This window comes from Stutzerimonas marianensis (genome assembly GCF_022810315.1).
In the GTDB taxonomy this organism is placed as follows: Bacteria; Pseudomonadota; Gammaproteobacteria; order Pseudomonadales; family Pseudomonadaceae; genus Stutzerimonas; species Stutzerimonas marianensis.
Genome location: NZ_JALGRD010000006.1, coordinates 248,565 through 269,392, shown reverse-complemented (window position 1 = coordinate 269,392; position 20,828 = coordinate 248,565). Strand labels below are relative to the sequence as shown.

Here is a 20,828-nt window from a genome sequence, read left to right as displayed (position 1 = left end):
CAATCGTGCCGGCGCGATGCCGCGGTATAGTGGCGGCTCGCTCTGCCGGGTGGTCCTGGCGCTGGAGCGCTCCAGGCATTCGGCCGAGCGGTGTGCAGCCTGATCGGCCAGGGGAATGAACAGAATGACGTTGACGATTTACCTCGCCGGTCCCGGCGTGTTTCGGCCTGACGCGCGTGAGCACGGCGAACGGCTCAAGGCCTTGTGTGCAGAGTTCGGCTTCGTCGGCCTCTACCCGCTGGACAAGCAGGTGCCTGACGATATCCAGGCGCCTCGCGAACAGGCGCAGTGGATCTATCGGGCCAATCTCGAGTTGCTCGACCAAGCCGACGCGGTGCTCGCCGATCTGAATTTCTTTCGTGGCGGTGAGCCCGACAGCGGCACCAGCTTCGAAGTGGGCTACGCCATTGCGCGGGGCAAGCCGGTTTTCGGTTACCTGGACGGCCAGGGCAGCTATGCCGAGCGGCTGCAGCGCGCGCATCCGCAGCTTTGCGGGCTGCCCGGCGTCGATTGCGACGGTTTGCATCTCGAAGCCTTCGATCTGCCGCTCAACCTGATGCTGGCCGTGCCCGCCACGCTGAGCGTAGGCGGGCCGCGCGAGGCATTGCGACGGATGGCCGACGAGCTGGGCCGGCCTTAACCGGCGATCAGGTCGCGTGCCGCCTGGCGGTGGTCGGCGATCAGGCCTGCCACGTCCAGCCCTTCGATCTGGCCATCGACCACCTGCCATCGACCGCCGACCATCACGCGGTCGGCGCGATCCGCGCCGCACAGCAACAGCGCCGAGACCGGGTCGTGGCTGCCGGAGAAGCGCAATTCGTCAAGCTTGAACAGCGCCAGGTCGGCCTGTTTGCCCACCGCCAGCTCGCCCAGGTCGTCTCGGCCCAGCAGTCGCGCGGAGCCCCGTGTCGCCCAGCCGAGCACCTTTTCCGGTGTGATCTGCTCGGCGCCGTAGCGCAGGCGCTGGATGAACAGCGCCTGGCGTGCTTCGAGCATCATGTTGGAAGCATCGTTGGAGGCCGAGCCGTCGACCCCCAAACCAATGGGTGCTCCCGCCGCTTCCAGTGCAATGGTCGGGCAGATGCCCGAGGCCAGGCGCATGTTCGAGCTTGGACAATGGCAGATGCCGGTACCAGCGGCGCCCAGGCGGGCGATCTCGTCTTCATTGAAGTGAATGCCATGGGCCAGCCAGGTTCGACTGGACAGCCAGCCGACGCTGTCGAGGTAATCCACGGTACGCAAACCGAAGCGCTGCTTGCAGAACGCTTCTTCGTCCAGGGTCTCGGCCAGGTGGGTGTGCAGGCGAACGTCGTGGTAGTCGGCCATTGCCGCACTGGCGCGCATGATTTCCGGCGTGACCGAGAAGGGTGAGCAGGGCGCCAGCGCAATCTGGATCTGTGCCCCGGCGCCGCGCTGGTGGTAACGGCCGATCAGGCGTTCGCTGTCGGCGAGAATGGCCTCGGCGGTCTGCACGGTCTGCTGCGGCGGCAACCCGCCGTCGGCTTCGCCCAGGCTCATGGAGCCGCGGGTCAGCATGGCGCGCATGCCCAGTTCGCGGACGGCATCGATCTGCACGTCGATGGCGTTTTCCAGGCCGTCCGGAAAGAGGTAGTGATGGTCCGCTGCCGTCGTGCAGCCGGACAGGAGCAGTTCGGCCAGCGCCACCTTGCTGGCGAGCTTCAGGCGATCCGGGGTCAGCCGCGCCCACACCGGATAGAGCGTCTTGAGCCAGGGAAACAGCGGCTGGTTGACCACCGGCGCCCAGGCGCGGGTGAGGGTCTGGTAGAAGTGGTGGTGGGTATTGATCAAGCCCGGCAGCACGACGTGCTCACCGGCGTCGAAGGTGCTGTCGACCGGTGCCGAAGGCGTCTGCCCGGCGTCGAGCAGTTCGGCGATCACGCCTCCTTCGATGACGAGCCCGCCTGGGGCCTTCTGATCGTTGGCGGTGTAGAGGGCGAGGGGATTCTTGATCCAGATACGGCTGGCAGTCATGGCCGGCTTCTCCTGAGTTGATGTCAGAAATGAGCCAGCTCAGTTATGCCCTGTCTGCTGATCCAGGGGCGTGGCCTCTGGGCCACCTATGCGGAAGGCACCATAGCGCCCGCTGAAGGGATTGTCACCGTCTCTGTTCGGTAGGGCATCGCCATGCCTCGTAGGAGCCAGCTTGCTGGCGAAGCGTCTTGCGTCGCGTGCTTCGCGAGCGAACTCGTTCCTACGAGGAATGGCGTGGTCGGTCAACCCCCGAGATAGGCGTCACGCACCTTCGGGTTGGTCAGCAATTCCTCGCCGATGCCCTGCATCACGATATGCCCGTTCTCCAGCACGTAGCCGCGGTCGGCCAGCTTGAGCGCCTGGTTGGCGTTCTGCTCGACCAGGAAGATGGTCACGCCATCCTCCCGCAGCTGTTCGATGATCTCGAAGATCTGCTGGATGATGATCGGCGCCAGGCCCAGCGATGGCTCGTCGAGCAACAGCAGCTTGGGTTTGCTCATCAGCGCCCGGGCGATGGCGAGCATCTGCTGCTCGCCGCCGGACATCGTACCGCCGCGCTGATGGAAGCGCTCCTTCAGGCGCGGGAACAGGGACAAGGCCTTGTCCAGCTGCTCCTGGAAATCGGCCTTGCTGGTGAAGAACCCGCCCATGGCGAGGTTTTCCTCGACGGTGAGGCGGGCGAAGATGCGCCGCCCCTCGGGCACCACGGCGATGTCCTTGCGCATGATGTCGCAGGTCTGCTTGCCGACCAGTTCCTCGCCCTCGAAGCGGATGCTGCCTTCTGAGGCCATGGGCGTGCCACAGAGCGTCATCAGCAGCGTCGACTTGCCGGCCCCGTTGGCGCCGATCAGGGTGACGATCTCGCCCTTGCGGACTTCGACGTTGACGTTATGCAGCGCCTGGATCTTGCCGTAGAAGGTCGAGACGTTTTCGAAATACAGCATGGTTACGCCTCTCCCAGATAGGCTTTGATCACGTCCGGATTGTCGCGGATCTGCTCCGGCGTGCCGTCGGCGAGCGGGCAGCCCTGGTTGATCACCACGATATGGTCGGAAATGCTCATCACCAGTTTCATGTCGTGCTCGATCAACAGCACCGTGACATTGTGCTGGTCGCGCAGCATGCCGATCAGGGCCTTGAGGTCCTCGGTTTCCTTCGGATTCAGCCCTGCGGCCGGCTCGTCGAGCATGAGGATGCGCGGGCGCGTCATCATGCAACGGGCGATTTCCAGGCGGCGTTGCTGGCCATAGGCGAGGGTGCCCGCGGGGCGGTTGGCAACGTCGGTGAGGTTCACCTGCTCGAGCCAGTGCGCGGCGAAATCCATCGCCTCGTGCTCGCTCTTGCGGAACGCCTTGGTTTTCAGCAGCCCGGACAGGAAGCCGGTGTTGAGGTGACGATGCTGGGCGACCAGCAGGTTCTCCACGGCTGTCATGTCCTTGAACAGGCGGACGTTCTGGAATGTCCGTACCACGCCCTTGCGCGCGATCTTGTGGCCGGGCAGGCCCTCGATCGCCTCGCCTTCGAGCAGGATCTTGCCCGCGGTCGGCTGATAGAAGCCGGTCAGGCAGTTGAATACCGTGGTCTTTCCGGCGCCATTTGGGCCGATCATCGAGACCACTTGTTTTTCGTGAACGGTCAGGCCCACCCCGTTGACGGCCAGCAGGCCGCCGAAGCGCATGGTCAGGCCGCTTACTTCTAGAATCGGGCGGCTCATCGCTTCAGCTCCAGGTGGGGGCGTTGCATGGGCAGCAGGCCCTGCGGACGCCAGATCATCATCAGCACCATCATGGCGCCGAACATCAGCATGCGGTACTCGCTGAACTCACGCATCAGTTCAGGCAACAGGATCATCACGATGGCGGCGAGAATCACCCCCAGCTGCGAGCCCATGCCGCCCAGCACCACGATGGCGAGGATGATGGCCGATTCGATGAACGTGAAGGATTCCGGTGATACCAGGCCTTGGCGCGCGGCGAAGAAGCTGCCGGCGAAACCGGCAAAGGTGGCGCCGAGGGTGAAGGCCGAAAGCTTGATCACGGTGGGGTTCATGCCCAGCGCACGACAGGCGATCTCGTCTTCGCGCAGTGCTTCCCAGGCGCGGCCGATCGGCATGCGCAGCAGACGGTTGATCACGAACAGGGTCAGCAACACCAGCAGCAGGGCGATCAGGTAGAGGAAGATCACCTTGTGGATCGAGCTGTAGTCGATACCGAAGAACTCGTGGAAGGTCTGCATGCCCTCGGCGGCGCGGCGGTCGAAGGTCAGACCGAAGAGGGTCGGCTTGTCGATACCGCTGATGCCGTTCGGGCCGCCGGTGATGTCCGTCATGTTGCGCAGCAAGAGCCGGATGATTTCACCGAAACCCAGGGTCACGATGGCCAGGTAGTCACCACGCAGCCGCAGCACCGGAAAGCCCAGCAGGAAGCCGAACAGCGCCGCCATGGCGCCGGCGATCGGCAGGCTGAGCCAGAAACCGAAGCCGTAGTAGTGCGACAGCAAGGCGTAGGTATAGGCACCCACCGCGTAGAAGCCCACATAGCCCAGATCCAGCAGCCCGGCGAGGCCGACCACGATGTTCAGGCCCAGGCCGAGCATGACGTAGATCAGAATCAGCGTGGCGATGTCGACCGCGCCGCGCGAGCCGAAGAACGGCCACGCGAGTGCGACCAGGATCAGCGCGATGATCACGTAGCGCTGGGTCGAGGGCAGGGTCAGGAAATTGCCTGCGCCGGCCGGCACTGCCGGCAGGCTGGGGCTTGCGGCCCAGCCCGCGGCCAGATGGTGGCGGAACAGCTGCCAGAAGAACATCGCCACGGCACAGGCCGCGATGATCCAGAACGTATTCGCATCGGCCCCATGGACCTCCAGGCGAATGCCGACGGTGGTGAGTTTCAGGCCGAACACCGGCACAGCTACCGCGAATACCAGCAACGCGCTGAAAAAGGCGGTTCGAAGATTGCGCGTCATACCTTTTCGACCTCCGGGCGACCCAGGATGCCGGTCGGGCGGAACAGCAGGACGAGCACCAGCAGGCTGAACGCCACGACGTCCTTGTACTGGTCACCGAAGATGTCGGCCCCGAAAGCTTCGGCCACACCGAGCACCAGCCCGCCGAGCATGGCGCCTGGGATGCTGCCGATACCACCAAGAACGGCGGCGGTGAACGCCTTGATGCCGGCCAGGAAGCCGATGTGCGGATTGATCACGCCGTACTGCATGCTGATCAGCACCGCGGCGATGGCCGCCAGTGCCGCACCGATGACGAAGGTCAGGGCGATGATGCTGTTGGTGTTGATGCCCAGCAGGTTGGCCATCTTCAGGTCTTCGGCGCAGGCGCGACAGGCACGCCCCAGGCGGGACCGCGAAATGAACATGGTCAGCCCCAGCATCGCCACGATGGTGACGATGAATATCAGCACCTGCATGTAGGAAACGACCACGCCGTTCATGGCGCTTTCACCGAAGATGAAATTGCCGGGCATCAGGTTGGGGATGGCCTTGTCCTTGGAATCCTGGGACAGGAGCACGACGTTCTGCAGGAAGATCGACATCCCGATTGCCGAGATCAGCGGGATCAGCCGGTTGCTGCCGCGCAGCGGCCGGTAGGCGACCCGTTCGATGCTGTAGCCATAGGCGCTGGTGACGATCATGGCTGCGGCGAACGCACCGATCATGAGAATCGGCAGGGCATCGAGACCCATCATGGACAGGCCGACGATGGCGATGAAGGCAACGTAGGAGCCGATCATGTACACCTCGCCATGGGCGAAGTTGATCATCCCGATGATGCCGTAAACCATGGTGTAGCCGATGGCTATCAAGGCATAGGTACTGCCAACGGTCAGGCCGTTGATCAGCTGTTGAAAGTAGTGGTAGAGCTCAGGCATTACATTCTCCTGAACACCGCAGCCCTTGCTGGCAGGACGCTGGAAAACCCATCCGAGTCGGCAATCCGCGGTGACTGGGGGCGATACCGATTCGGTGTTCGAATCAGAGTCCCGCCTGCCATCTCGTCTTGCCTGTCCCGTCTGTGTTTTCCAGCGGCTTGCCCAGCCGTCCGTGCGGACCTGCTTCGAACACGCGGCATGGAGGATGCGGCGCCAAGGGCAGAATGCGGATCACGCACTCGCCGGTTCGAGCGGGCCAGCTGTCAGGCCTCTCGCTTGGATGCAAGTGTTGCTGGGGCGTCCCGTGCTTGTGGCCGGGTTGGCCCCGATCAGCTAAAACAAAGCCCACAGCGGATGCCGTGGGCTTCGGGGTGGTTGGTCAAGGGTTCACTTGGCTTCGGTCTTGGTGCCGTCCTGGTGCCATTCGTAAACCACGAAGTTGAAGTCCTTCAGGTCACCCTTCTCGTCGAACGCCAGGTTGCCGGTCGGGGTGTCGAAGGTGTTGCTGCGCAGCGCCTCGGCGACCTTGTCGGTGTCGGTGCTGCCCGCCTTCTCGATGCCCTCGGCGATGACCTGCACCGCGGCGTAGGCCGGGAACACGAACGGACCGCTCGGATCCTGATTCTTCGCCTTGAAGGCCTCGACCAGCTTCTGGTTGCGCGGATCCTGGTCGAAGGACTTCGGCAGCGTTACCAACAGGCCCTCGGAAGCCGGGCCGGCGATGGCGGAGATTTCCTTGTTGCCGACGCCTTCCGGACCCATGAAGCGGACGTTGAGGCCACGCTCCTTGGCCTGGCGCAGCAGCAGGCCCAGTTCAGGGTGGTAACCGCCGTAATACACGAAATCGATGCCCTGCTGCTTGAGCTTGGAAATCATCGAGGAGAAGTCCTTGTCGCCGGCGTTGATGCCTTCGAACAGGCCAACCTTGACGCCTTTGCTCTCCAGGGTTTCCTTCACGGCGGTGGCAATGCCTTCGCCATACTGCTGCTTGTCGTGGATGACCGCGACGTTCGTCGGCTTGACGTTATCGGCGATGAAATTGCCGGCGGTCGGACCCTGCAGGCTGTCCAGGCCGATGGTGCGGAAAATCAGCTCGTAGCCGCGGGAGGTGATGTCGGGGCTGGTGGACGCCGCGGTGATCATCAGGATGCCTTCGTCCTCGTAGATGTCCGAGGCGGGCTGGGTCGAGCTGGAACACAGGTGCCCGACCACGAAGCGCACGTCATCGTTGACGATCTTGTTGGCGACGGCTACGGCCTGTTTCGGGTCGCACGCGTCGTCATAGACCACACCTTCGAGCTTTTGACCATCGACGCCCCCGTCGTTGTTGATCTGCTCGATGGCCATCTGAGCCCCAATGAACTGCATGTCGCCGTACTGTGCGACTGCCCCGGTGACCGGGCCGGCCAAGCCGATCTTGATGGTGTCGGCTGCCAGGGTGTAGCTCGCTGCCCCCGTCATAGCAATTGCCAGGAAAATCTTGGAAAGACGCTGCTTGGTCTTCATACGTGCTCCACTTGCATCATTATTGTTTGGATCCTGCGGGCTGCAGTGTCGTTAAGGGCTAAACGTCCCCAAACGGTACGGCAACTGTACCGGCACAGTGTAGAAGCGTCAGCACCCGTTTGCACAGTCAGGATTCCACCCGTTTGATGAGTTTTACCCGAGCGCTATGATTGCGCCCTTTTTCGAAGGCGGGTAAACCTCATGAGCGAAGATCAAAGCACTCTCTATGCCAAATTGCTGGGCGAGACCGCACCGATCAGTTGGCAGGAGCTGCAGCCGTTCTTTGCGCGTGGCGCGCTGCTCAGGGTCGCGAGTGATTTCGACCTGATCGAGGCGGCACTCGCGGTGGCGCAGGACGATCGAGACAAGGTCGCCGCCTGGCTGACCGCCGGCCAACTCGCAAAGCTCGAGGCGGAGCAGGCGCAGGACTGGCAGGCACGTGACCCGTCGCTCTGGGCCGTGGTGGTTCGGCCCTGGGTGCTGGTTCAGGAAAGGGCAGCCCGGCCCGGCCTGCACTGAATCAAGTCAGCCGGAGCGGCTAGGGACGAACCCAGCGCATCCGCATCCAGCCACTCAGGGCATCCACTGCGAGCACCATCAGCAGCATTGCCAGGATGACGGTCGCGGCCTGCGCCTGCTGAAACAGGCTGAGGCTGAGGTAGAGCATCTGGCCCAGACCGCCGGCGCCGACGAAGCCGAGCACACTGGCCATGCGGATGTTGTTTTCCCAGCGGTACAGGCTGTAGGCCACCAGCTGTGGCCAGAGCAACGGCAGGGTGCCGTAGCAGAAGGCGCTGATCCGGCCGCTGCCTGCCAGACGAAGGGCTTCGCTGGGCCCGGACGGCGTGTTTTCCAGGGCTTCGGCGAACAGCCGCCCCAGTACACCCGCGGTGTGCAAGGCCAGTGCGAGCGTGCCGGCATTCGGCCCCAGCCCGGCGGCCAGCACCATCAGGGCCGCCCAGACCAGCTCCGGAATGGCGCGCAATGCGTTGAGCAGCAGCCGTGACGCCGCTTTGCTCAAGCTGCCGAATCGCCCCGCTGCCGGTAGCGCAAGCGACAGGCCGAGCAGGGCGGCAAGCAATGTCCCGATGGCCGACATGGCCAGGGTCTCCAGCGCCCCCAGGCCGGTCGCGCGCAACTGCGAGGCGGATAGATCCGGATGCAGAAACCCGGCGGCGTAGTCGCCCATCCGCTGCGCGCCCTCGAGGCTGAACACCGCAGCCGCGTCCAGCTGCAGATAGGTGAACGAGGCCACCACTGCGAGCAGGAGCAACAATGGCGCGGCGGCACGCGACAGAAGCCTCATGTGAACCTCCGGCGCAACAGCTGGCTGATGGCATCGGCGAGCAGCACCAGCAACAGGAAGGTCAACAGCATGCTGGCCACCTCACCGCCGGCAAACATGCGCATCGACAGGTCCATCTGCTGGCCCAGGCCGCCGGCCCCGACGAAGCCCATCACCACCGAAGCCCGAATCGCGCACTCCCAGCGGTACACGCCGTAGGACAGCATCTCGCCGCTGGCCTGCGGCAGGATGCCGTAGGCGAAGGCCTGCAGCCGTGACGCGCCGGCTCCGAGCAGTGCCCGGCAAGGCAGGGGATCGACCGACTCGAATATCTCGGCATACACCTTGCCGAGCATGCCGGCGTAGGTGATGGCGATCGCCAGTACGCCTGCCGTCGGGCCCAGTCCAACCGCGCGGACGAACAGCAGCGCCCAGACGATTTCCGGAATGCTGCGCAGCATGATCAGCGCACCGCGAATCGGCCAGCGTAGCGCCTCGGACAGCATGCGCGGCCGGCCGCCATGGCGGAGCGCCGAAACGGACAGTACGCGCGTGGCCAGCAGGGCACAGGGCAACGCTACGATCAGTGCCAGCGTCATGCCGGCGGTGGCAATGGCCAGGGTTTCAAGGGTGGCGCGCAGCAGCAGGGCAAGGAAGGGGGCGTCGTGGGCAGGCGGCCAGAAACTGGCGAGGAAGTTGCCCATGGTCTCGGCGTTGTCCGCGTCGACAAGTGCCCCCAGATCCAGCTCGCTGAGCAGCACGCCCGGCCACAGCAGTGCCAGGGCGAGCACCGTCAGGGCAAGCCGCGTGCCTGCCGCCGGGTCGCGCCGAACCATCGCCGGATTCAGCATCGAGACACGTGCAGCTGAGGGTTGACCGGCAGCAGGGGCTGAGCCGTGACAAGCTGGTCATTGGCGTAGAGCGCGTCGAGATCGGCGACCTCGACATCCGCCGCTGGCTTGTCGAACTGGATCCGGCCGGCGCGCACGCCGATGATCCTGGGAAACTGCTCGATCGCCAGTTCGACCGCGTGGAGGCTGGCGAGCAAGGTGGCGTCGCGCCGATGGGCATCGGCGCACAGCACGCCGAGCGCATGACGAGCCAGCACCGGATCCATTGCCGAGACGGGTTCGTCAGCCAGGACCAGCTCAGGCTGCTGGTAGAGCACGCGGGCGATGCCGACGCGTTGCAGCTGACCGCCCGAGAGCTGGTCGCAACGCTCATACAGTTTGTCGGCCAGATCCAGGCGGGCAAGTGCCTCCGCGGCGCCGACCTTGTCGAGTGGATAGACCAGGCTCGCCAGACCGCGGCCAAGCGACCACTGGCCGAGGCGCCCGGCCAGCACGGCGGTGACGACCCGTTGCCTGGGCGGCAACGGTGGGGCCTGGTGAATCATGCCGATGCGGGCGCGCAGGCGGCGGCGTGCCGAGGCGGACAGGCGCCAGGGGTCGCAGCCAAGCAGGTCCAGGTGACCCTGCTGCGGCTGCAGGTGGCTGGCAAGCAGGCGCAGCAAGGTCGTCTTGCCGGCGCCCGAGGGGCCGATGATCGCTACCTGCTCACCGCGGGCAATCGTCAGCTCGACGCCGTCGAGCGCGGCCTGGCCGCCATGGCGAAAGCCGACGCCATCCAGGCGCAGCTCGGGCATCACGCCGGATTCGTCCCGCACCTGCATCCCCACCGCGGCGCGCGATGCGCCGGGGTTCACTTCAGCAGACCTGCCGCGCGGGCGGCTTCCTCGATGCCTTCGTAGTTTTCCGGACGGGTCTCGATGAAGCGCGTCGCGGCCTGCAGGTCGAGGATTTTCTTATGTTCGGGATTGGCTGGGTCGAGCTCGAGGAAGGCCGTCTTGATCTTCTCGACGAGCGTCGGATCCACGTTGCCGCGCACGGTCCAGTTGTAGTCGTAGTAGGGCGGCGTGGTGGAAATCACACGCACCTTGTCGGGATCGACCTTGCCGGCGGCGACCAGCTTGTCCCACACCGACGCGTTGAGCACGCCGGCGTCGGCCTTGCCCGCCTCGACCCAGGCCGCAGTGGCGTCATGAGCACCGGAATAGGCGATGCGCTTGAAGAACCGCTCAGGATCGATTCCGTCCTTGAGCATGAAGTAGCGTGGCATGAGGCTGCCGGAAGTCGAGGACACGGACCCGAAGGCAAAGGTCTTGCCCTCGAGATCCTTCAGCGTCGTCACCTTGGGGTCGGCGGTGATGAACTTGCTGGTGAAGCGCTCGTCCTGCTCACGCTGAACCAGCGGAATGGCATCGCCGGTTTTCAGCCGGGTCTGGACGAAGGTGAATCCCCCCAGCCAGGCCAGGTCGAGTCGATCCGATGCAAGGGATTCGACCACGGCAGCGTAGTCGGACACCGGGGTGAACTGCACAGGCATGCCCAGTTCCTTTTCCAGATACTTGCCCAGCGGCTCGAATTTGCGGATCAGTTCGGTGGGGGCTTCGTCGGGGATCGCTGAGACACGCAGGGCGTCGGCGGCATGGGTTGGGGCAATAGACAAGGACAGGGCAAGGCCGGCGACGGCTGCCAGGGTGCGCTTCAACATGTGTGGTTCTCCGGTTCAATAGCGGAAAAAGCGCGCGGATTATAGAGGGAGAGGGGCGTCGGCAGGCAAGGTGATGTGGTTTCTCCCGTGCTGGCCCGCCTCGGTCCGGTTTCGAAGTGCGAACTCGCCGGCACGATTGGTGTCGTTTTGTGATGTACGTCTCGATTGAGCTAGACTTCGACGCCTGAAAGGAGGCTGATCGCGATGAGTGAGCACAAAGACCTGCGCAGGTACCCCTCGCTTAGAAAGCACGTGGACGAACTGCTGGCCGAAGGGGCAGTGATAACCGATCGCGACCCCACGACCCTTATCGCCGACGGTCAGGCGTTGAAGGCGCGATGCGGGATGCTGGTTGGCGACGACGGTGGCAAAGGCCAGTCTGAAGTGGTTTCGTCTGCCGATACGGCTTTGAAATAGCGCACGAATGGCGAGTTCGACTCGCCAATATTGTGCTCGACGTCTCGATTCATTACGCTTCGCCGCCTTCATGGATGATGGCGTATTGCTATGGATGAATCGCAGGATGTTCGACAGTTTCATGCCCTCCGACAGCACATCGACGAATTGCTCGCCTCTGGTGCCGTCATTACCGCTCGTGACCCCGTCACGTTGCTGCTCGATGGCCAGACCTTGCGAGTCAAGCAGGGCATGCTGATCAGCCATTCCGGGTTTCTCGACCTGGTTGAGCCGGCCCGGGACCACGAGTGGCCCGCGGCACTGCGCCAGATGGCGATCGAGCTGTGCGTCAAGCACCTCGACGAGGCGATCAAGGCTTTCGAAGCAGGCGAAGGGCCTGCGCTTTCCGGACCGAGCGCGAACGACAGCCACCACTGAATCGCGCTAAAAAGTCTCCGCCGGAAGGAAACGAGACGGGTCCGGGCCGATCAGAAAGGTAGGGGCGTCCGCCAGGGGCGTCCATGTCGTTCGGAGGGGCTCCATGTTCGATCAGATCCAGCACCGCGGTTTCATTCCGCCCTACGTTCTCGACCGAATCATCGAGCGTGGCTCGCCCAGCCAGCGCTCACGAGCGCTGGGCACCCTTGATCATGTGCGTCATCTGCTGCCCAACCCAGGCCCGCCGAACCGCCAGCCCATGCCCAGCGTGCTGCCCGAGCGTGGCCCGCGCGGTCAACCGCGGCGCAGCATTCACGATGCGCAACAGCAGATGCAGTTGCCGGGCGTGCTTGCGCGTATCGAGGGCCAGGCGCCGGTCGCCGATGCGGCCGTGGACGAAGCCTATGATGCGCTGGGCATTACCCATGATTTCTTCTGGACAGTCTTTGGTCGTGACTCGATCGATGACCATGGTTTCGCGCTTGTAGGCACGGTGCATTACGGCGTCGGCTACGAGAATGCCTTCTGGAACGGCGCGCAGATGGTCTTCGGCGATGGCGACGGCGAGATTTTCAACCGCTTCACCCTGGCGCTGGACGTCGTTGCCCACGAGCTGGCCCATGGCGTGACGGAGAGCGAGGCCGGCTTGGTCTACCTCGACCAGTCCGGTGCGTTGAACGAGTCGGTCTCCGATGTCTTCGGCGTGCTGGTGCAGCAATACAGTCAGCGCCAGACCGCTGACCAGGCCGACTGGCTGATCGGCGCCGCGCTGCTGACCGAGAACGTGCAAGGCGTGGCGTTGCGGTCGATGGCCAACCCCGGAAGCGCCTATGACGACCCAGTGCTGGGCAAGGATCCACAGCCCGGGCACATGCGCGACTTCATCCATACCCGTGACGATAACGGTGGCGTACACCTCAACTCCGGCATTCCCAACCGCGCGTTCTACCTTGCCGCGACGGCGATCGGCGGCCACGCCTGGGAAAAGGCGGGACAGATCTGGTACGACACCCTGTGTGACGCCCGGCTGCCGCGTGATGCGAATTTCGCCACCTTCGCCCGTCTGACGCGAGACAACGCGGCCAATCGTTTCGGCGACGGTGACGTGGTGCGGGCGGTCGAGCAGGGCTGGACCGATGTGGGCGTGACGCTGGCGTGAGGAGGCATCATGAAACAGCTACCGGCGTTGGGTCTTGAGACCCGCATTCGCCTGTCTCGCCAGGGGGGCTTTGCGCCGATGCAGGCGCTCAGCCGGCCCCGGGAAATCGACTTCGCCCAGTGCGATGAGCAGCAGCGCGGACAGATCTGCAGCGTTCTGCAGGGCTGCCTGCCGCTCGACACGAGCGATTCCGGTGGTGCCGACCGGCGTTACTATCAGGTCGAGCTGCACTACCGGCGCGAGGCGCAGGATGATGAGCTGGTCTTGCGCATCCCGGAGGAGCAGGCGCCGGGTGAGCTGGTCCGGCTCTGGGACAAGGGCGAACTGACCTGAGCGGAAACCAGCGGCTTAGCGCGTAGAATCGCCGTTCCCCAATGAGGAGATACCCATGCCTGAGCTGCCTTCGATCGCCTTTGCCGGCATCGGCCTGATGGGCGCACCCATGTGCCGCCGTTTGCTGGCGGCGGGATACCCGCTGACGATATGGAACCGCTCGCCCGACAAGTGCGACGCGTTGGTCGAGGCCGGAGCACGGCGGGTGCGCACGCCGGCGGAGCTCTGCGGGGCGGCCGATATTGTCCTGATGTGTCTGGCCGACACCGCCGTGGTGCGGGAAGTGGTGTTTGGCCGCGACGGGATCGCCGAAGGCGCCCGCGCCGGACAATTGCTGGTCGACCATTCCAGTCTCGAGCCGGCCGCCACGCGCGCGATGGCCACCGAACTCGAAACGCGCCGCGGGATGCGCTGGGTCGATGCGCCGGTTTCGGGAGGTACGGCCGGCGCCGAGGCGGGCAGCCTGGCAATCATGGCCGGTGGGCGGACGGAGGACATCGAACGGGTACGCCCCGTGCTGATGAACCTCGGCCAGCGCCTGACCCGCATGGGCGAAGTGGGGGCCGGGCAGGTCACCAAGGCCTGCAACCAGATGATCGTCGCCTGCAATGCGCTGGTGATTGCCGAAGTGGTGGCACTGGCCGAGCGATCCGGCGTCGACGCCCGCCAGCTGGCGCCTGCCTTGGCCGGTGGGTTCGCCGATTCGCGGCCGTTGCAGATTCTCGCCCCGCAAATGGCCAGCAAGGAGTTCGAACCGGTTAAATGGCACGTTCGTACCCTGCTCAAGGATCTGGATACCGCCGTGCAGGTGTCACGCGAGGCGGGCAGCGCCACGCCGATGACCGGACTTGCCGCGCAACTGATGCGCCTGCATGGCAGCCAGGGGCATCTGCACGAGGACCCCGCCACGCTGGTCAACCTGTACCGGGAGCCGATGTCATGAAACTTGCCGCCAACCTGTCCCTGCTGTTCAACGAACTGCCACTGTCCGAGCGCGTCATGGCCGCACGGATGGCCGGTTTCGACGGCGTCGAAATCCAGTTTCCTTACGAGCTGCCGGCCATTCGCCTGAAGGAATTGCCCGAGCGGGCCGGCCTGCCGCTGGTGCTGATCAACCTGCCGGCAGACGATTTCATGCAGGGCGGTCCGGGCCTGGCAGCCGTTCCGGCGCGGCAGGCCCGGTTCGACGAGGCGCTGCAGGAGGCTCTGACCTACGCGGCCATGACGCGACCGCACTGTGTCAACGTGCTCCCCGGACGGCTGGCCGAAGGCATCACACGGGAACAGGCACTGGAGACCCTGACGGCCAACTTGCGCACCAGTGCCGAAGCCTTCGGGCTACTCGGCATTCGTGTGGTCTGCGAGGCGATCAACCCGCTGGACATGCCGGGATTCCTGATCAATACCCCGGATGATCTCGCCGCGCTGCTGGCGCGTGTCGATCATCCCAACTGCCTGGCTCAACTGGACCTGTACCACATGGCCCGGCAAGGGCTGGACCTGCCGGACTGTATCGCCCGGCTGGCAGGCCGTATCGGCCACGTGCAGTTCGCCGATTGCCCCGGGCGGGGCGCACCCGGCAGCGGTGGCGTGGATTTCATGACTGCGCTGCGGGCGCTGCAGGCCAGCGGGTATGAAGGCTGGCTGGGCGCCGAATTCAAGCCTGGCGAGCAGGGCACCGTTGCGGACCTCGGCTGGCTGAAGGAATGGCGCGCGCAGGGATGGGCATGAGCTTCGGGATGTCCTAAGGGCGAAGTGAAGGGGCCGCGGGGTAAGCCTCGCGGCACGCATGCGCCCTGGGGCGCATCACGACAGCTGAGCGCCTGACCGGCGGGTCGCGCCTGCGTTGGCATCGTCCGGCATAAGTCTCGTTGATCTTCACAGACAGGCGCGAGGGGAGCTTCTAGAGTCTCGGTACCGGCGCGCCTGCGGCCGGCCACATAACAACAATTCGAGACCGACGTCATGCAGCCTTCCACCCAAGCATCGAACGCCTGGCGCGTGCTGTTCCTGCTGTTCCTGGCGAATCTGTTCAACTTCTTCGATCGCACCATCCCGGCGATCATCGCTGAGCCGATCCGGCTGGAGTGGAGCCTCAACGACTTTCAGCTGGGCTTGATCGGTACCGCGTTCACCATCGTCTATGCGATCGCCGGCGTACCCCTCGGTCGCATGGCGGACGTCGGCTCGCGCCGCAGGATCATGGGTTGGGGGCTGACGGTCTGGAGCGGATTGACGGCCGTCAACGGCCTGGCCTGGAATTTCTGGAGCTTCCTGCTCGTGCGCATGGGCATCGGCATCGGCGAAGCCAGCTACGCGCCAGCGGCCAACTCGCTGATCGGCGATCTTTTCCCCGCGCACAAGCGCGCCCGCGCGATGGGCATCTTCATGCTCGGGCTGCCGCTGGGGCTGTTACTGGCATTCTTCACCATCGGGGCGATGGTCGAGGCGTTCGGCAGCTGGCGGGCGCCGTTTTTCATCGCCGCGGTACCCGGATTGCTGCTGGCGGTCTTCATCTTTCTGATTCGCGAGCCACGACGCGGCGCCGCGGAAACGGTGCGGGTCTCGGAGGCGCCTGTCGAGCAGCCCATTCGCAAGGTATTGGCGATCCGCACTTTCTGGTGGCTGGTGCTGGCGGGGTTGGCCTTCAACTTCGCAACCTACGCCTGCAATGCGTTCATGGTGCCGCTGTTGATGCGCTACTACGGCGTGCCGCTGGTTCAGGCCTCGGTCGCGACGGGCGTGATTGTCGGGCTGACGGGGCTCATCGGGCTGACCTTTGGCGGCTGGGTCGCCGACCAGATCCATCAGCGTTTCGCGCGGGGCCGGCTGATCTTCGCCGCCGTGAGCATGGCGATCGCGACGCTCGCGACCGGCTATGCATTGCTCGCCGGGCGCATCGAGGTCGCCGTGTTCGTCGCGATCTTCAGTTTCGGCTGGCTGTTCTCCTATAACTTCTACACCTGCGTCTACACGGCGATCCAGGACGTGGTCGAGCCGCGCTTGCGTGCAACCGCCATGGCGCTGTTCTTCGCCGGGCTCTACCTGCTCGGTGGCGGCATGGGGACGGTGGTGGTGGGGCTGCTTTCGGACCATTTCGCTCAGGCGGCGATGCTGGCCGCGGGCGCGACCGAGATGGCCGAGGCCTTCCGGGCCGAAGGGTTGCACGGTGCGATGTACCTGATTCCGGCGTCGTTGCTGTTGACCATGGTGTTCTTGTTTCAGGCGTCGAGAACCTTTGGTGCCGATGCCAAGCGGATGACCGCCGGGATGGCCGCGGGCGAGCCGGATGGGGACGCGGTGCCCGCCTGACTCCTGGGGCGGGGCACCGGGACACGTTGGTGACGTGGTGGTAGCGCCGGATGTGCAACACCGCTGTGTCGTGGGGCGACACACCGGTGTTGCCAAATTGGCCACCCGCCTTCCTCATGATGGGCGCGACATTCAGCCCCGAGGAGCGAAGCAGTACGACAACCGGTCTGCAACCTCGCGTCGGCTCCAGTACACTGCGCGGCCGTTTTTCCGAGCCCCTGAATCCCCATGCCAAACGTCTCTCCCGCTCGCGCCTGCGGCATCGACTTCGGTACGTCGAATTCCACGGTCGGCTGGTGGCGACCCGACACCGAGCCGCTGCTGGTGCTCGAAGACGACCAGCACACCTTGCCGTCTGTGGTCTTTTTCAACGTCGAGGAGCGCCGACCGGTCTATGGGCGTCTCGCGCTGGCCGAGTACCTGGAAGGCTACGAAGGCCGTCTGATGCGCTCGCTCAAGAGCCTGCTGGGCTCCAAGCTGCTCAAGAGCGAAACCACCGTGCTGGGTAGCGCCATGCCCTTCAAGGACATCCTCGGGCTGTTCCTCGGCACCCTCAAAGCGCGTGCCGAAGCGCAGGCTGACCGGCCGTTCGAGGCGGTCGTGCTGGGTCGTCCGGTGTTCTTCGTGGATGACGATCCCCAGGCGGACCAGGAGGCGGCCGACACCCTGGCCGCCGCCGCGCGCAAGATCGGTTTCAAGGAGCTGTCCTTCCAGTACGAACCCATCGCCGCGGCGTTCGATTACGAGTCCCGCATCGAACGCGAGGAGCGGGTGCTGATTGTCGACATTGGCGGCGGCACCTCGGACTTCTCGCTGGTCAGGCTGTCGCCGGAGCGACGCGACCTCGACGACCGGCAGGCCGACATCCTCGCCACCTCGGGCGTACACATTGGCGGTACGGACTTCGACAAGCAGCTCAGCCTGCAAGGCGTGATGCCCCTGTTCGGCTACGGCAGCCGGATGAAAAGCGACGCGCCGATGCCCACCAGCACGCACCTCAATCTCGCCACCTGGCACACCATCAATGCGGTCTACGCGCCGGCTTCGGTCCGCGCGTTGCAGAGCATGCGCTACGACATCCAGGACCCGACCGGGATCGACCGGCTGTTTGGTCTCATCGAGCAGCGCGCCGGTCACTGGCTGGCGATGCAGGTCGAACAGGCCAAGATCGACCTGACCGATCACGACCGCTACCTGATCGACTTTGCCCGCATCGAGGCGGGATTGCAGGCGAGCTTGACGCGTGACGGCTTCGAGGCTGCCATCGAGCCGCTGCTCGAACGAATCCGCGCGAACATCGGTCAATTACTGGCCAGCGCCGGGCTCGGCCACGACGACGTCGACACGGTCTTCTTCACGGGCGGCTCCAGCGCCATACCGGCGCTGCGCCAGGGCGTCGCCAGGCTGCTACCGCGAGCCCGTCACGTGGAGGGCAACCGTTTCGGCAGTATCGGCTCCGGCCTGGCGATCGAGGCGCGCAAGCGTTACGGTTGATTTGCCCGTCGGCATCCTTGCAGCGGCACGGCGGCGGGCCCGTGAGGAGTGATCATGAGCTACAAGCTGCGAACGACCGACCCTGCCGCCGAGGTGCGCAAGGTCGCCCGCCAGGGGATCGACAGTGCCATCGAATCGCTGAATGTCGCGGAGGCCGAACGCGCCGAAGGCATTCACCAGGCACGCAAGCGTTTCAAGGAGCTGCGCGCCCTGCTGCGGCTGGTGCGCCAGCCGCTGGGTAAAGCGTTCAAGGCCGAAAACCGCTTGTTGCGTGACCTGGGGCGACGTCTGGCCGAGTCGCGCGACGCGGCGGCCATGCTGGAAAGCTGGAATCTGCTCGCCGAACAGTACCCGGACCCGCTCGCCGAGCCGCCGTTCAGTGCTGTCCGCCAGCGCCTGGAAGCGCGGGCACGGCAAGGGGAGAGCCGTGCCAGCGGCCTGGATGAACACCTGGACGCGGTCATTGACGAGCTTCGCGCCTTGCGCGAGCGCAGCGAGCACTGGAAGCTGGCGGGCAATGGCTTCGATCTCTTTGCCGCTGGCGTGCGGCGCACCTACGCCGACGGTTGCACCGAGCTGGCCCGGGTACGCCTCGATCTGAGTGACGAACAGCTCCATGAATGGCGCAAACGGGTCAAGGACCACTGGTACCAGACACGCTTGCTGTCGCCGAGCTGGCCGAAGCTGATGCAGCTGCGCAGCGAGACGCTCAAGGCTTTGGCTGATCGGCTGGGCGACGACCATGACCTGGCGGTGATGCAGCAATTGATGAAGAGCGAGCCGGAGCTGTTTGGCGACGCGGCGCAGCATGAGCGCCTGGACGGGCTGATCGCCAGGCGTCGCAGCGAGCTGCAGAGCGGGGCGTTGAAGCTGGGCAGCGAGCTCTATTTCGACGCGCCGGACGAACTGGTGGGGCGCTGGCGTCGCTATTGGGACGACGCGCAGCGCTAGCGCGTCAGAGTTTCTTGGCGGAAACGATCTTCACCGGGGTGAGCGGGACGTTCTGCATCATGCTGCGGTTGCCTGTCGGCACCTGGGCGATCTGGTCGACCACCTCCATGCCGCGTACCACCTTGCCGAACACCGCGTAGCCGAAATCGCGGCTGCCGTGATCGAGGAAGTCGTTGTCGCGGTGGTTGATGAAGAACTGACTGGTGGCGGAGTTGACGTTCTGGGTGCGCGCCATCGCCAGGGTGCCGCGCACATTGTGCAGGCCATTGTCGGCTTCGTTCTTGATCGGGTCGCGGGTGGGTTTCTGATTCAGGCCCTCGCCGAAACCGCCACCCTGGATCATGAAGCCGGGGATCACGCGATGGAACACGGTGTTGTCGTAGAACCCGCTCTCCACGTACTGCAGGAAGTTGTCCACGCTGATCGGCGCCTTCTCCGCTTCGAGTTCGATCTCGATTTCGCCCATGGTGGTGGTGAGCAGCACGTGCGGGTTGTCGGCGGCCATGAGGTGGCCGGCCAGCAGCACAGAGCAGGCAGCGAGCAAAAGTCTTTTCATGATGCATTCCTGGGTTGTTTTGAAGCCTGGGCCGACCCGACGCTGGCCGGCTGCGCTTGCGCATCGTACGTCTTGATCAGGTCGATGAGAATCTGCGTGGCCGGGCCGAGGGGCTTGTTGTGATTGGTGTAGAGGTAGAACAGCGGCCGGCGCACGCCGCCCTGGATCAGCGGCAGTGGTTTGAGGATGCCCTCGGCCAGCTCCCGGCCGATCATGTGGCGCGGCAGCCAGGCGAAGCCCAGCCCGCTGCTGACGAAGCCCACCGAGGTGGCCAGGCTGCCGACGGTCCAGCGCTGCTCGGCACCCAGCCAGCCGCTGTCGCGCGGCTGGCGCTGGCCGGAATCGCGGACCACGATCTGCATCTGGCTTTGCAGGTCCTGCACGCTGAGCTTGCGCTGCAACTGATGCAGCGGATGGTCGGCATGGGCGACCGCGACGAACTCCACCGAGCTGAGTCCCGTGCCGAGGTAGCCGTTGATGTCCAGCGCGCTGATCGCCAGATCGGCGGTGCCGTCGCGCAGGACATCCTCGACGCCGGACAGCACTTCCTCGCGCAGGCGGACCCGGCAACCACGGCTTTGCGGCATGAAGTCGGTCAAGGCGTGGATCAGCTTGGCGTTGGGATAGGCCGCGTCGACCACCAGTCGCACTTCTGCCTCCCAGCCCTGTTCCATGTGATGGGCCAGATCCTCCAGCTGGCCGGCCTGCATGACCAACTGCCGCGAGCGCCTGAGCAGGACCTCGCCCGCTTCGGTCAGCACCGCCTTGCGTCCGTCGATGCGCAGTAGCGGTACGCCCAGCTGTTCCTGCATGCGGGCCACGGTATAACTCACCGAGGATTGCGAGCGGTGCAGCATCTCCGCGGCCTGGGCGAACCCGCCGTGGTCGATCACCGCCTGCAGGGTCCGCCACTGGTCGAGGGTCACCCGGGGTGCTTTCATCGCGTTATTTTCCTGTCGCGTCTGT

General features: G+C 64.9%; 23 protein-coding genes. 11 read left to right on the top strand and 12 right to left on the bottom strand.

The genetic code is table 11. The features are described from left to right. Positions 1–124: 124 nt before the first annotated feature. A complete protein-coding gene (locus tag MST27_RS12735) occupies positions 125–640 on the top strand; it encodes a nucleoside 2-deoxyribosyltransferase (protein WP_243606312.1) in 516 nt (171 codons plus the stop codon). Here the strand turns inward: MST27_RS12735 and MST27_RS12730 are convergent. From MST27_RS12730 to MST27_RS12705, 6 genes are all read right to left on the bottom strand, one after another. Then, the gene (locus MST27_RS12730; protein ID WP_243606311.1) at positions 637–1,992 is read right to left on the bottom strand and encodes an 8-oxoguanine deaminase; all 1,356 of its coding nucleotides are present in this window, start codon (positions 1,990–1,992) and stop codon (positions 637–639) included. The genes MST27_RS12735 and MST27_RS12730 overlap by 4 nt on opposite strands. 242 nt (positions 1,993–2,234) lie before the next feature. Then, complete coding sequence (locus MST27_RS12725) at positions 2,235–2,936, bottom strand: ABC transporter ATP-binding protein (RefSeq protein ID WP_243606310.1); 702 nt, start codon at positions 2,934–2,936, stop codon at positions 2,235–2,237. A 2-nt stretch (positions 2,937–2,938) separates the two neighbouring features. Beyond that, on the bottom strand, positions 2,939–3,706 hold the full coding sequence (gene livG / locus MST27_RS12720) for a high-affinity branched-chain amino acid ABC transporter ATP-binding protein LivG (protein ID WP_243606309.1): 768 nt from the start codon (positions 3,704–3,706) through the stop codon (positions 2,939–2,941). Further along, a complete protein-coding gene (locus MST27_RS12715) occupies positions 3,703–4,959 on the bottom strand; it encodes a high-affinity branched-chain amino acid ABC transporter permease LivM (protein WP_243606308.1) in 1,257 nt (418 codons plus the stop codon). The genes livG and MST27_RS12715 overlap by 4 nt, the downstream gene beginning before the upstream one ends. After that, positions 4,956–5,879, bottom strand: a complete 924-nt coding sequence (livH, locus tag MST27_RS12710; protein ID WP_243606307.1) for a high-affinity branched-chain amino acid ABC transporter permease LivH — start codon at positions 5,877–5,879, stop codon at positions 4,956–4,958. The genes MST27_RS12715 and livH overlap by 4 nt, the downstream gene beginning before the upstream one ends. A gap of 387 nt (positions 5,880–6,266) precedes the next feature. Further along, complete coding sequence (locus MST27_RS12705) at positions 6,267–7,385, bottom strand: branched-chain amino acid ABC transporter substrate-binding protein (protein ID WP_243606306.1); 1,119 nt, start codon at positions 7,383–7,385, stop codon at positions 6,267–6,269. 201 nt (positions 7,386–7,586) lie between these two features. Between MST27_RS12705 and MST27_RS12700 the strand changes: the two genes are divergently transcribed. After that, positions 7,587–7,904 (top strand): DUF2288 domain-containing protein, encoded by a 318-nt coding sequence (locus MST27_RS12700; protein WP_243606305.1) that lies wholly within the window; start codon positions 7,587–7,589, stop codon positions 7,902–7,904. Positions 7,905–7,923: 19 nt separating this feature from the next. Here MST27_RS12700 and phnE read toward each other — a convergent pair whose 3' ends face one another. From phnE to MST27_RS12680, 4 genes are read right to left on the bottom strand one after another with little or no spacing between them, the layout of a single operon-like run. Continuing rightward, a complete protein-coding gene (gene phnE / locus MST27_RS12695) occupies positions 7,924–8,691 on the bottom strand; it encodes a phosphonate ABC transporter, permease protein PhnE (protein ID WP_243606304.1) in 768 nt (255 codons plus the stop codon). Then, positions 8,688–9,521 carry a PhnE/PtxC family ABC transporter permease gene (locus tag MST27_RS12690; protein ID WP_243606303.1) on the bottom strand — a complete coding sequence of 278 codons (834 nt, stop codon included), beginning with the start codon at positions 9,519–9,521 and terminating at the stop codon, positions 8,688–8,690. Before MST27_RS12690 ends, phnE begins: the two co-directional genes overlap by 4 nt. Continuing rightward, positions 9,515–10,342, bottom strand: a complete 828-nt coding sequence (locus MST27_RS12685) for a phosphonate ABC transporter ATP-binding protein (protein WP_420864244.1) — start codon at positions 10,340–10,342, stop codon at positions 9,515–9,517. The genes MST27_RS12690 and MST27_RS12685 overlap by 7 nt, the downstream gene beginning before the upstream one ends. 29 nt (positions 10,343–10,371) lie before the next feature. Next, complete coding sequence (locus MST27_RS12680) at positions 10,372–11,223, bottom strand: putative selenate ABC transporter substrate-binding protein (protein WP_243606302.1); 852 nt, start codon at positions 11,221–11,223, stop codon at positions 10,372–10,374. A gap of 204 nt (positions 11,224–11,427) precedes the next feature. Here MST27_RS12680 and MST27_RS12675 point away from each other — a divergent pair, with 204 nt between their 5' ends. The 9 genes from MST27_RS12675 (at position 11,428) to MST27_RS12635 (ending at position 19,306) form a co-directional block, all read left to right on the top strand. After that, a complete protein-coding gene (locus tag MST27_RS12675; RefSeq protein WP_243606301.1) occupies positions 11,428–11,640 on the top strand; it encodes a hypothetical protein in 213 nt (70 codons plus the stop codon). Positions 11,641–11,730: 90 nt separating this feature from the next. Further along, positions 11,731–12,057, top strand: coding sequence for a hypothetical protein (locus tag MST27_RS12670; RefSeq protein ID WP_243606300.1), 327 nt, complete (start codon positions 11,731–11,733; stop codon positions 12,055–12,057). A gap of 103 nt (positions 12,058–12,160) precedes the next feature. Beyond that, positions 12,161–13,216, top strand: coding sequence for a M4 family metallopeptidase (locus tag MST27_RS12665; protein ID WP_243606299.1), 1,056 nt, complete (start codon positions 12,161–12,163; stop codon positions 13,214–13,216). Positions 13,217–13,225: 9 nt separating this feature from the next. Beyond that, positions 13,226–13,549 (top strand): protealysin inhibitor emfourin, encoded by a 324-nt coding sequence (locus MST27_RS12660; RefSeq protein ID WP_243606298.1) that lies wholly within the window; start codon positions 13,226–13,228, stop codon positions 13,547–13,549. 55 nt (positions 13,550–13,604) lie between these two features. Continuing rightward, positions 13,605–14,492, top strand: a complete 888-nt coding sequence (locus tag MST27_RS12655; RefSeq protein WP_243606297.1) for an NAD(P)-dependent oxidoreductase — start codon at positions 13,605–13,607, stop codon at positions 14,490–14,492. Next, entirely contained in the window at positions 14,489–15,280 is a 792-nt protein-coding gene (locus MST27_RS12650) for a hydroxypyruvate isomerase family protein (RefSeq protein ID WP_243606296.1), read from the top strand. The genes MST27_RS12655 and MST27_RS12650 overlap by 4 nt, the downstream gene beginning before the upstream one ends. A gap of 234 nt (positions 15,281–15,514) precedes the next feature. Next, positions 15,515–16,861, top strand: coding sequence for a spinster family MFS transporter (locus MST27_RS12645; RefSeq protein WP_243606295.1), 1,347 nt, complete (start codon positions 15,515–15,517; stop codon positions 16,859–16,861). A gap of 228 nt (positions 16,862–17,089) precedes the next feature. Beyond that, entirely contained in the window at positions 17,090–18,355 is a 1,266-nt protein-coding gene (locus tag MST27_RS12640) for an Hsp70 family protein (protein WP_243606294.1), read from the top strand. 54 nt (positions 18,356–18,409) lie between these two features. Beyond that, positions 18,410–19,306, top strand: coding sequence for a CHAD domain-containing protein (locus tag MST27_RS12635; RefSeq protein ID WP_243606293.1), 897 nt, complete (start codon positions 18,410–18,412; stop codon positions 19,304–19,306). A 4-nt stretch (positions 19,307–19,310) separates the two neighbouring features. Here MST27_RS12635 and MST27_RS12630 read toward each other — a convergent pair whose 3' ends face one another. Both MST27_RS12630 and MST27_RS12625 read right to left on the bottom strand, forming a co-directional pair. After that, positions 19,311–19,865 carry a peptidylprolyl isomerase gene (locus MST27_RS12630; protein ID WP_243606367.1) on the bottom strand — a complete coding sequence of 185 codons (555 nt, stop codon included), beginning with the start codon at positions 19,863–19,865 and terminating at the stop codon, positions 19,311–19,313. Beyond that, a complete protein-coding gene (locus MST27_RS12625) occupies positions 19,859–20,803 on the bottom strand; it encodes a LysR family transcriptional regulator (RefSeq protein ID WP_243606292.1) in 945 nt (314 codons plus the stop codon). The genes MST27_RS12630 and MST27_RS12625 overlap by 7 nt, the downstream gene beginning before the upstream one ends. Positions 20,804–20,828 lie beyond the last annotated feature (25 nt).

Excerpts from the sequence above, each read along its gene's own strand:
- MST27_RS12735 (WP_243606312.1), top strand. The coding sequence starts at position 125 with ATGACGTTGACGATTTACCTCGCCGGTCCCGGCGTGTTTCGGCCTGAC.
- MST27_RS12730 (WP_243606311.1), bottom strand. The coding sequence starts at position 1,992 with ATGACTGCCAGCCGTATCTGGATCAAGAATCCCCTCGCCCTCTACACC.
- MST27_RS12725 (WP_243606310.1), bottom strand. The coding sequence starts at position 2,936 with ATGCTGTATTTCGAAAACGTCTCGACCTTCTACGGCAAGATCCAGGCG.
- livG (WP_243606309.1), bottom strand. The coding sequence starts at position 3,706 with ATGAGCCGCCCGATTCTAGAAGTAAGCGGCCTGACCATGCGCTTCGGC.
- MST27_RS12715 (WP_243606308.1), bottom strand. The coding sequence starts at position 4,959 with ATGACGCGCAATCTTCGAACCGCCTTTTTCAGCGCGTTGCTGGTATTC.
- livH (WP_243606307.1), bottom strand. The coding sequence starts at position 5,879 with ATGCCTGAGCTCTACCACTACTTTCAACAGCTGATCAACGGCCTGACC.
- MST27_RS12705 (WP_243606306.1), bottom strand. The coding sequence starts at position 7,385 with ATGAAGACCAAGCAGCGTCTTTCCAAGATTTTCCTGGCAATTGCTATG.
- MST27_RS12700 (WP_243606305.1), top strand. The coding sequence starts at position 7,587 with ATGAGCGAAGATCAAAGCACTCTCTATGCCAAATTGCTGGGCGAGACC.
- phnE (WP_243606304.1), bottom strand. The coding sequence starts at position 8,691 with ATGAGGCTTCTGTCGCGTGCCGCCGCGCCATTGTTGCTCCTGCTCGCA.
- MST27_RS12690 (WP_243606303.1), bottom strand. The coding sequence starts at position 9,521 with ATGCTGAATCCGGCGATGGTTCGGCGCGACCCGGCGGCAGGCACGCGG.
- MST27_RS12685 (WP_420864244.1), bottom strand. The coding sequence starts at position 10,342 with ATGCAGGTGCGGGACGAATCCGGCGTGATGCCCGAGCTGCGCCTGGAT.
- MST27_RS12680 (WP_243606302.1), bottom strand. The coding sequence starts at position 11,223 with ATGTTGAAGCGCACCCTGGCAGCCGTCGCCGGCCTTGCCCTGTCCTTG.
- MST27_RS12675 (WP_243606301.1), top strand. The coding sequence starts at position 11,428 with ATGAGTGAGCACAAAGACCTGCGCAGGTACCCCTCGCTTAGAAAGCAC.
- MST27_RS12670 (WP_243606300.1), top strand. The coding sequence starts at position 11,731 with ATGGATGAATCGCAGGATGTTCGACAGTTTCATGCCCTCCGACAGCAC.
- MST27_RS12665 (WP_243606299.1), top strand. The coding sequence starts at position 12,161 with ATGTTCGATCAGATCCAGCACCGCGGTTTCATTCCGCCCTACGTTCTC.
- MST27_RS12660 (WP_243606298.1), top strand. The coding sequence starts at position 13,226 with ATGAAACAGCTACCGGCGTTGGGTCTTGAGACCCGCATTCGCCTGTCT.
- MST27_RS12655 (WP_243606297.1), top strand. The coding sequence starts at position 13,605 with ATGCCTGAGCTGCCTTCGATCGCCTTTGCCGGCATCGGCCTGATGGGC.
- MST27_RS12650 (WP_243606296.1), top strand. The coding sequence starts at position 14,489 with ATGAAACTTGCCGCCAACCTGTCCCTGCTGTTCAACGAACTGCCACTG.
- MST27_RS12645 (WP_243606295.1), top strand. The coding sequence starts at position 15,515 with ATGCAGCCTTCCACCCAAGCATCGAACGCCTGGCGCGTGCTGTTCCTG.
- MST27_RS12640 (WP_243606294.1), top strand. The coding sequence starts at position 17,090 with ATGCCAAACGTCTCTCCCGCTCGCGCCTGCGGCATCGACTTCGGTACG.
- MST27_RS12635 (WP_243606293.1), top strand. The coding sequence starts at position 18,410 with ATGAGCTACAAGCTGCGAACGACCGACCCTGCCGCCGAGGTGCGCAAG.
- MST27_RS12625 (WP_243606292.1), bottom strand. The coding sequence starts at position 20,803 with ATGAAAGCACCCCGGGTGACCCTCGACCAGTGGCGGACCCTGCAGGCG.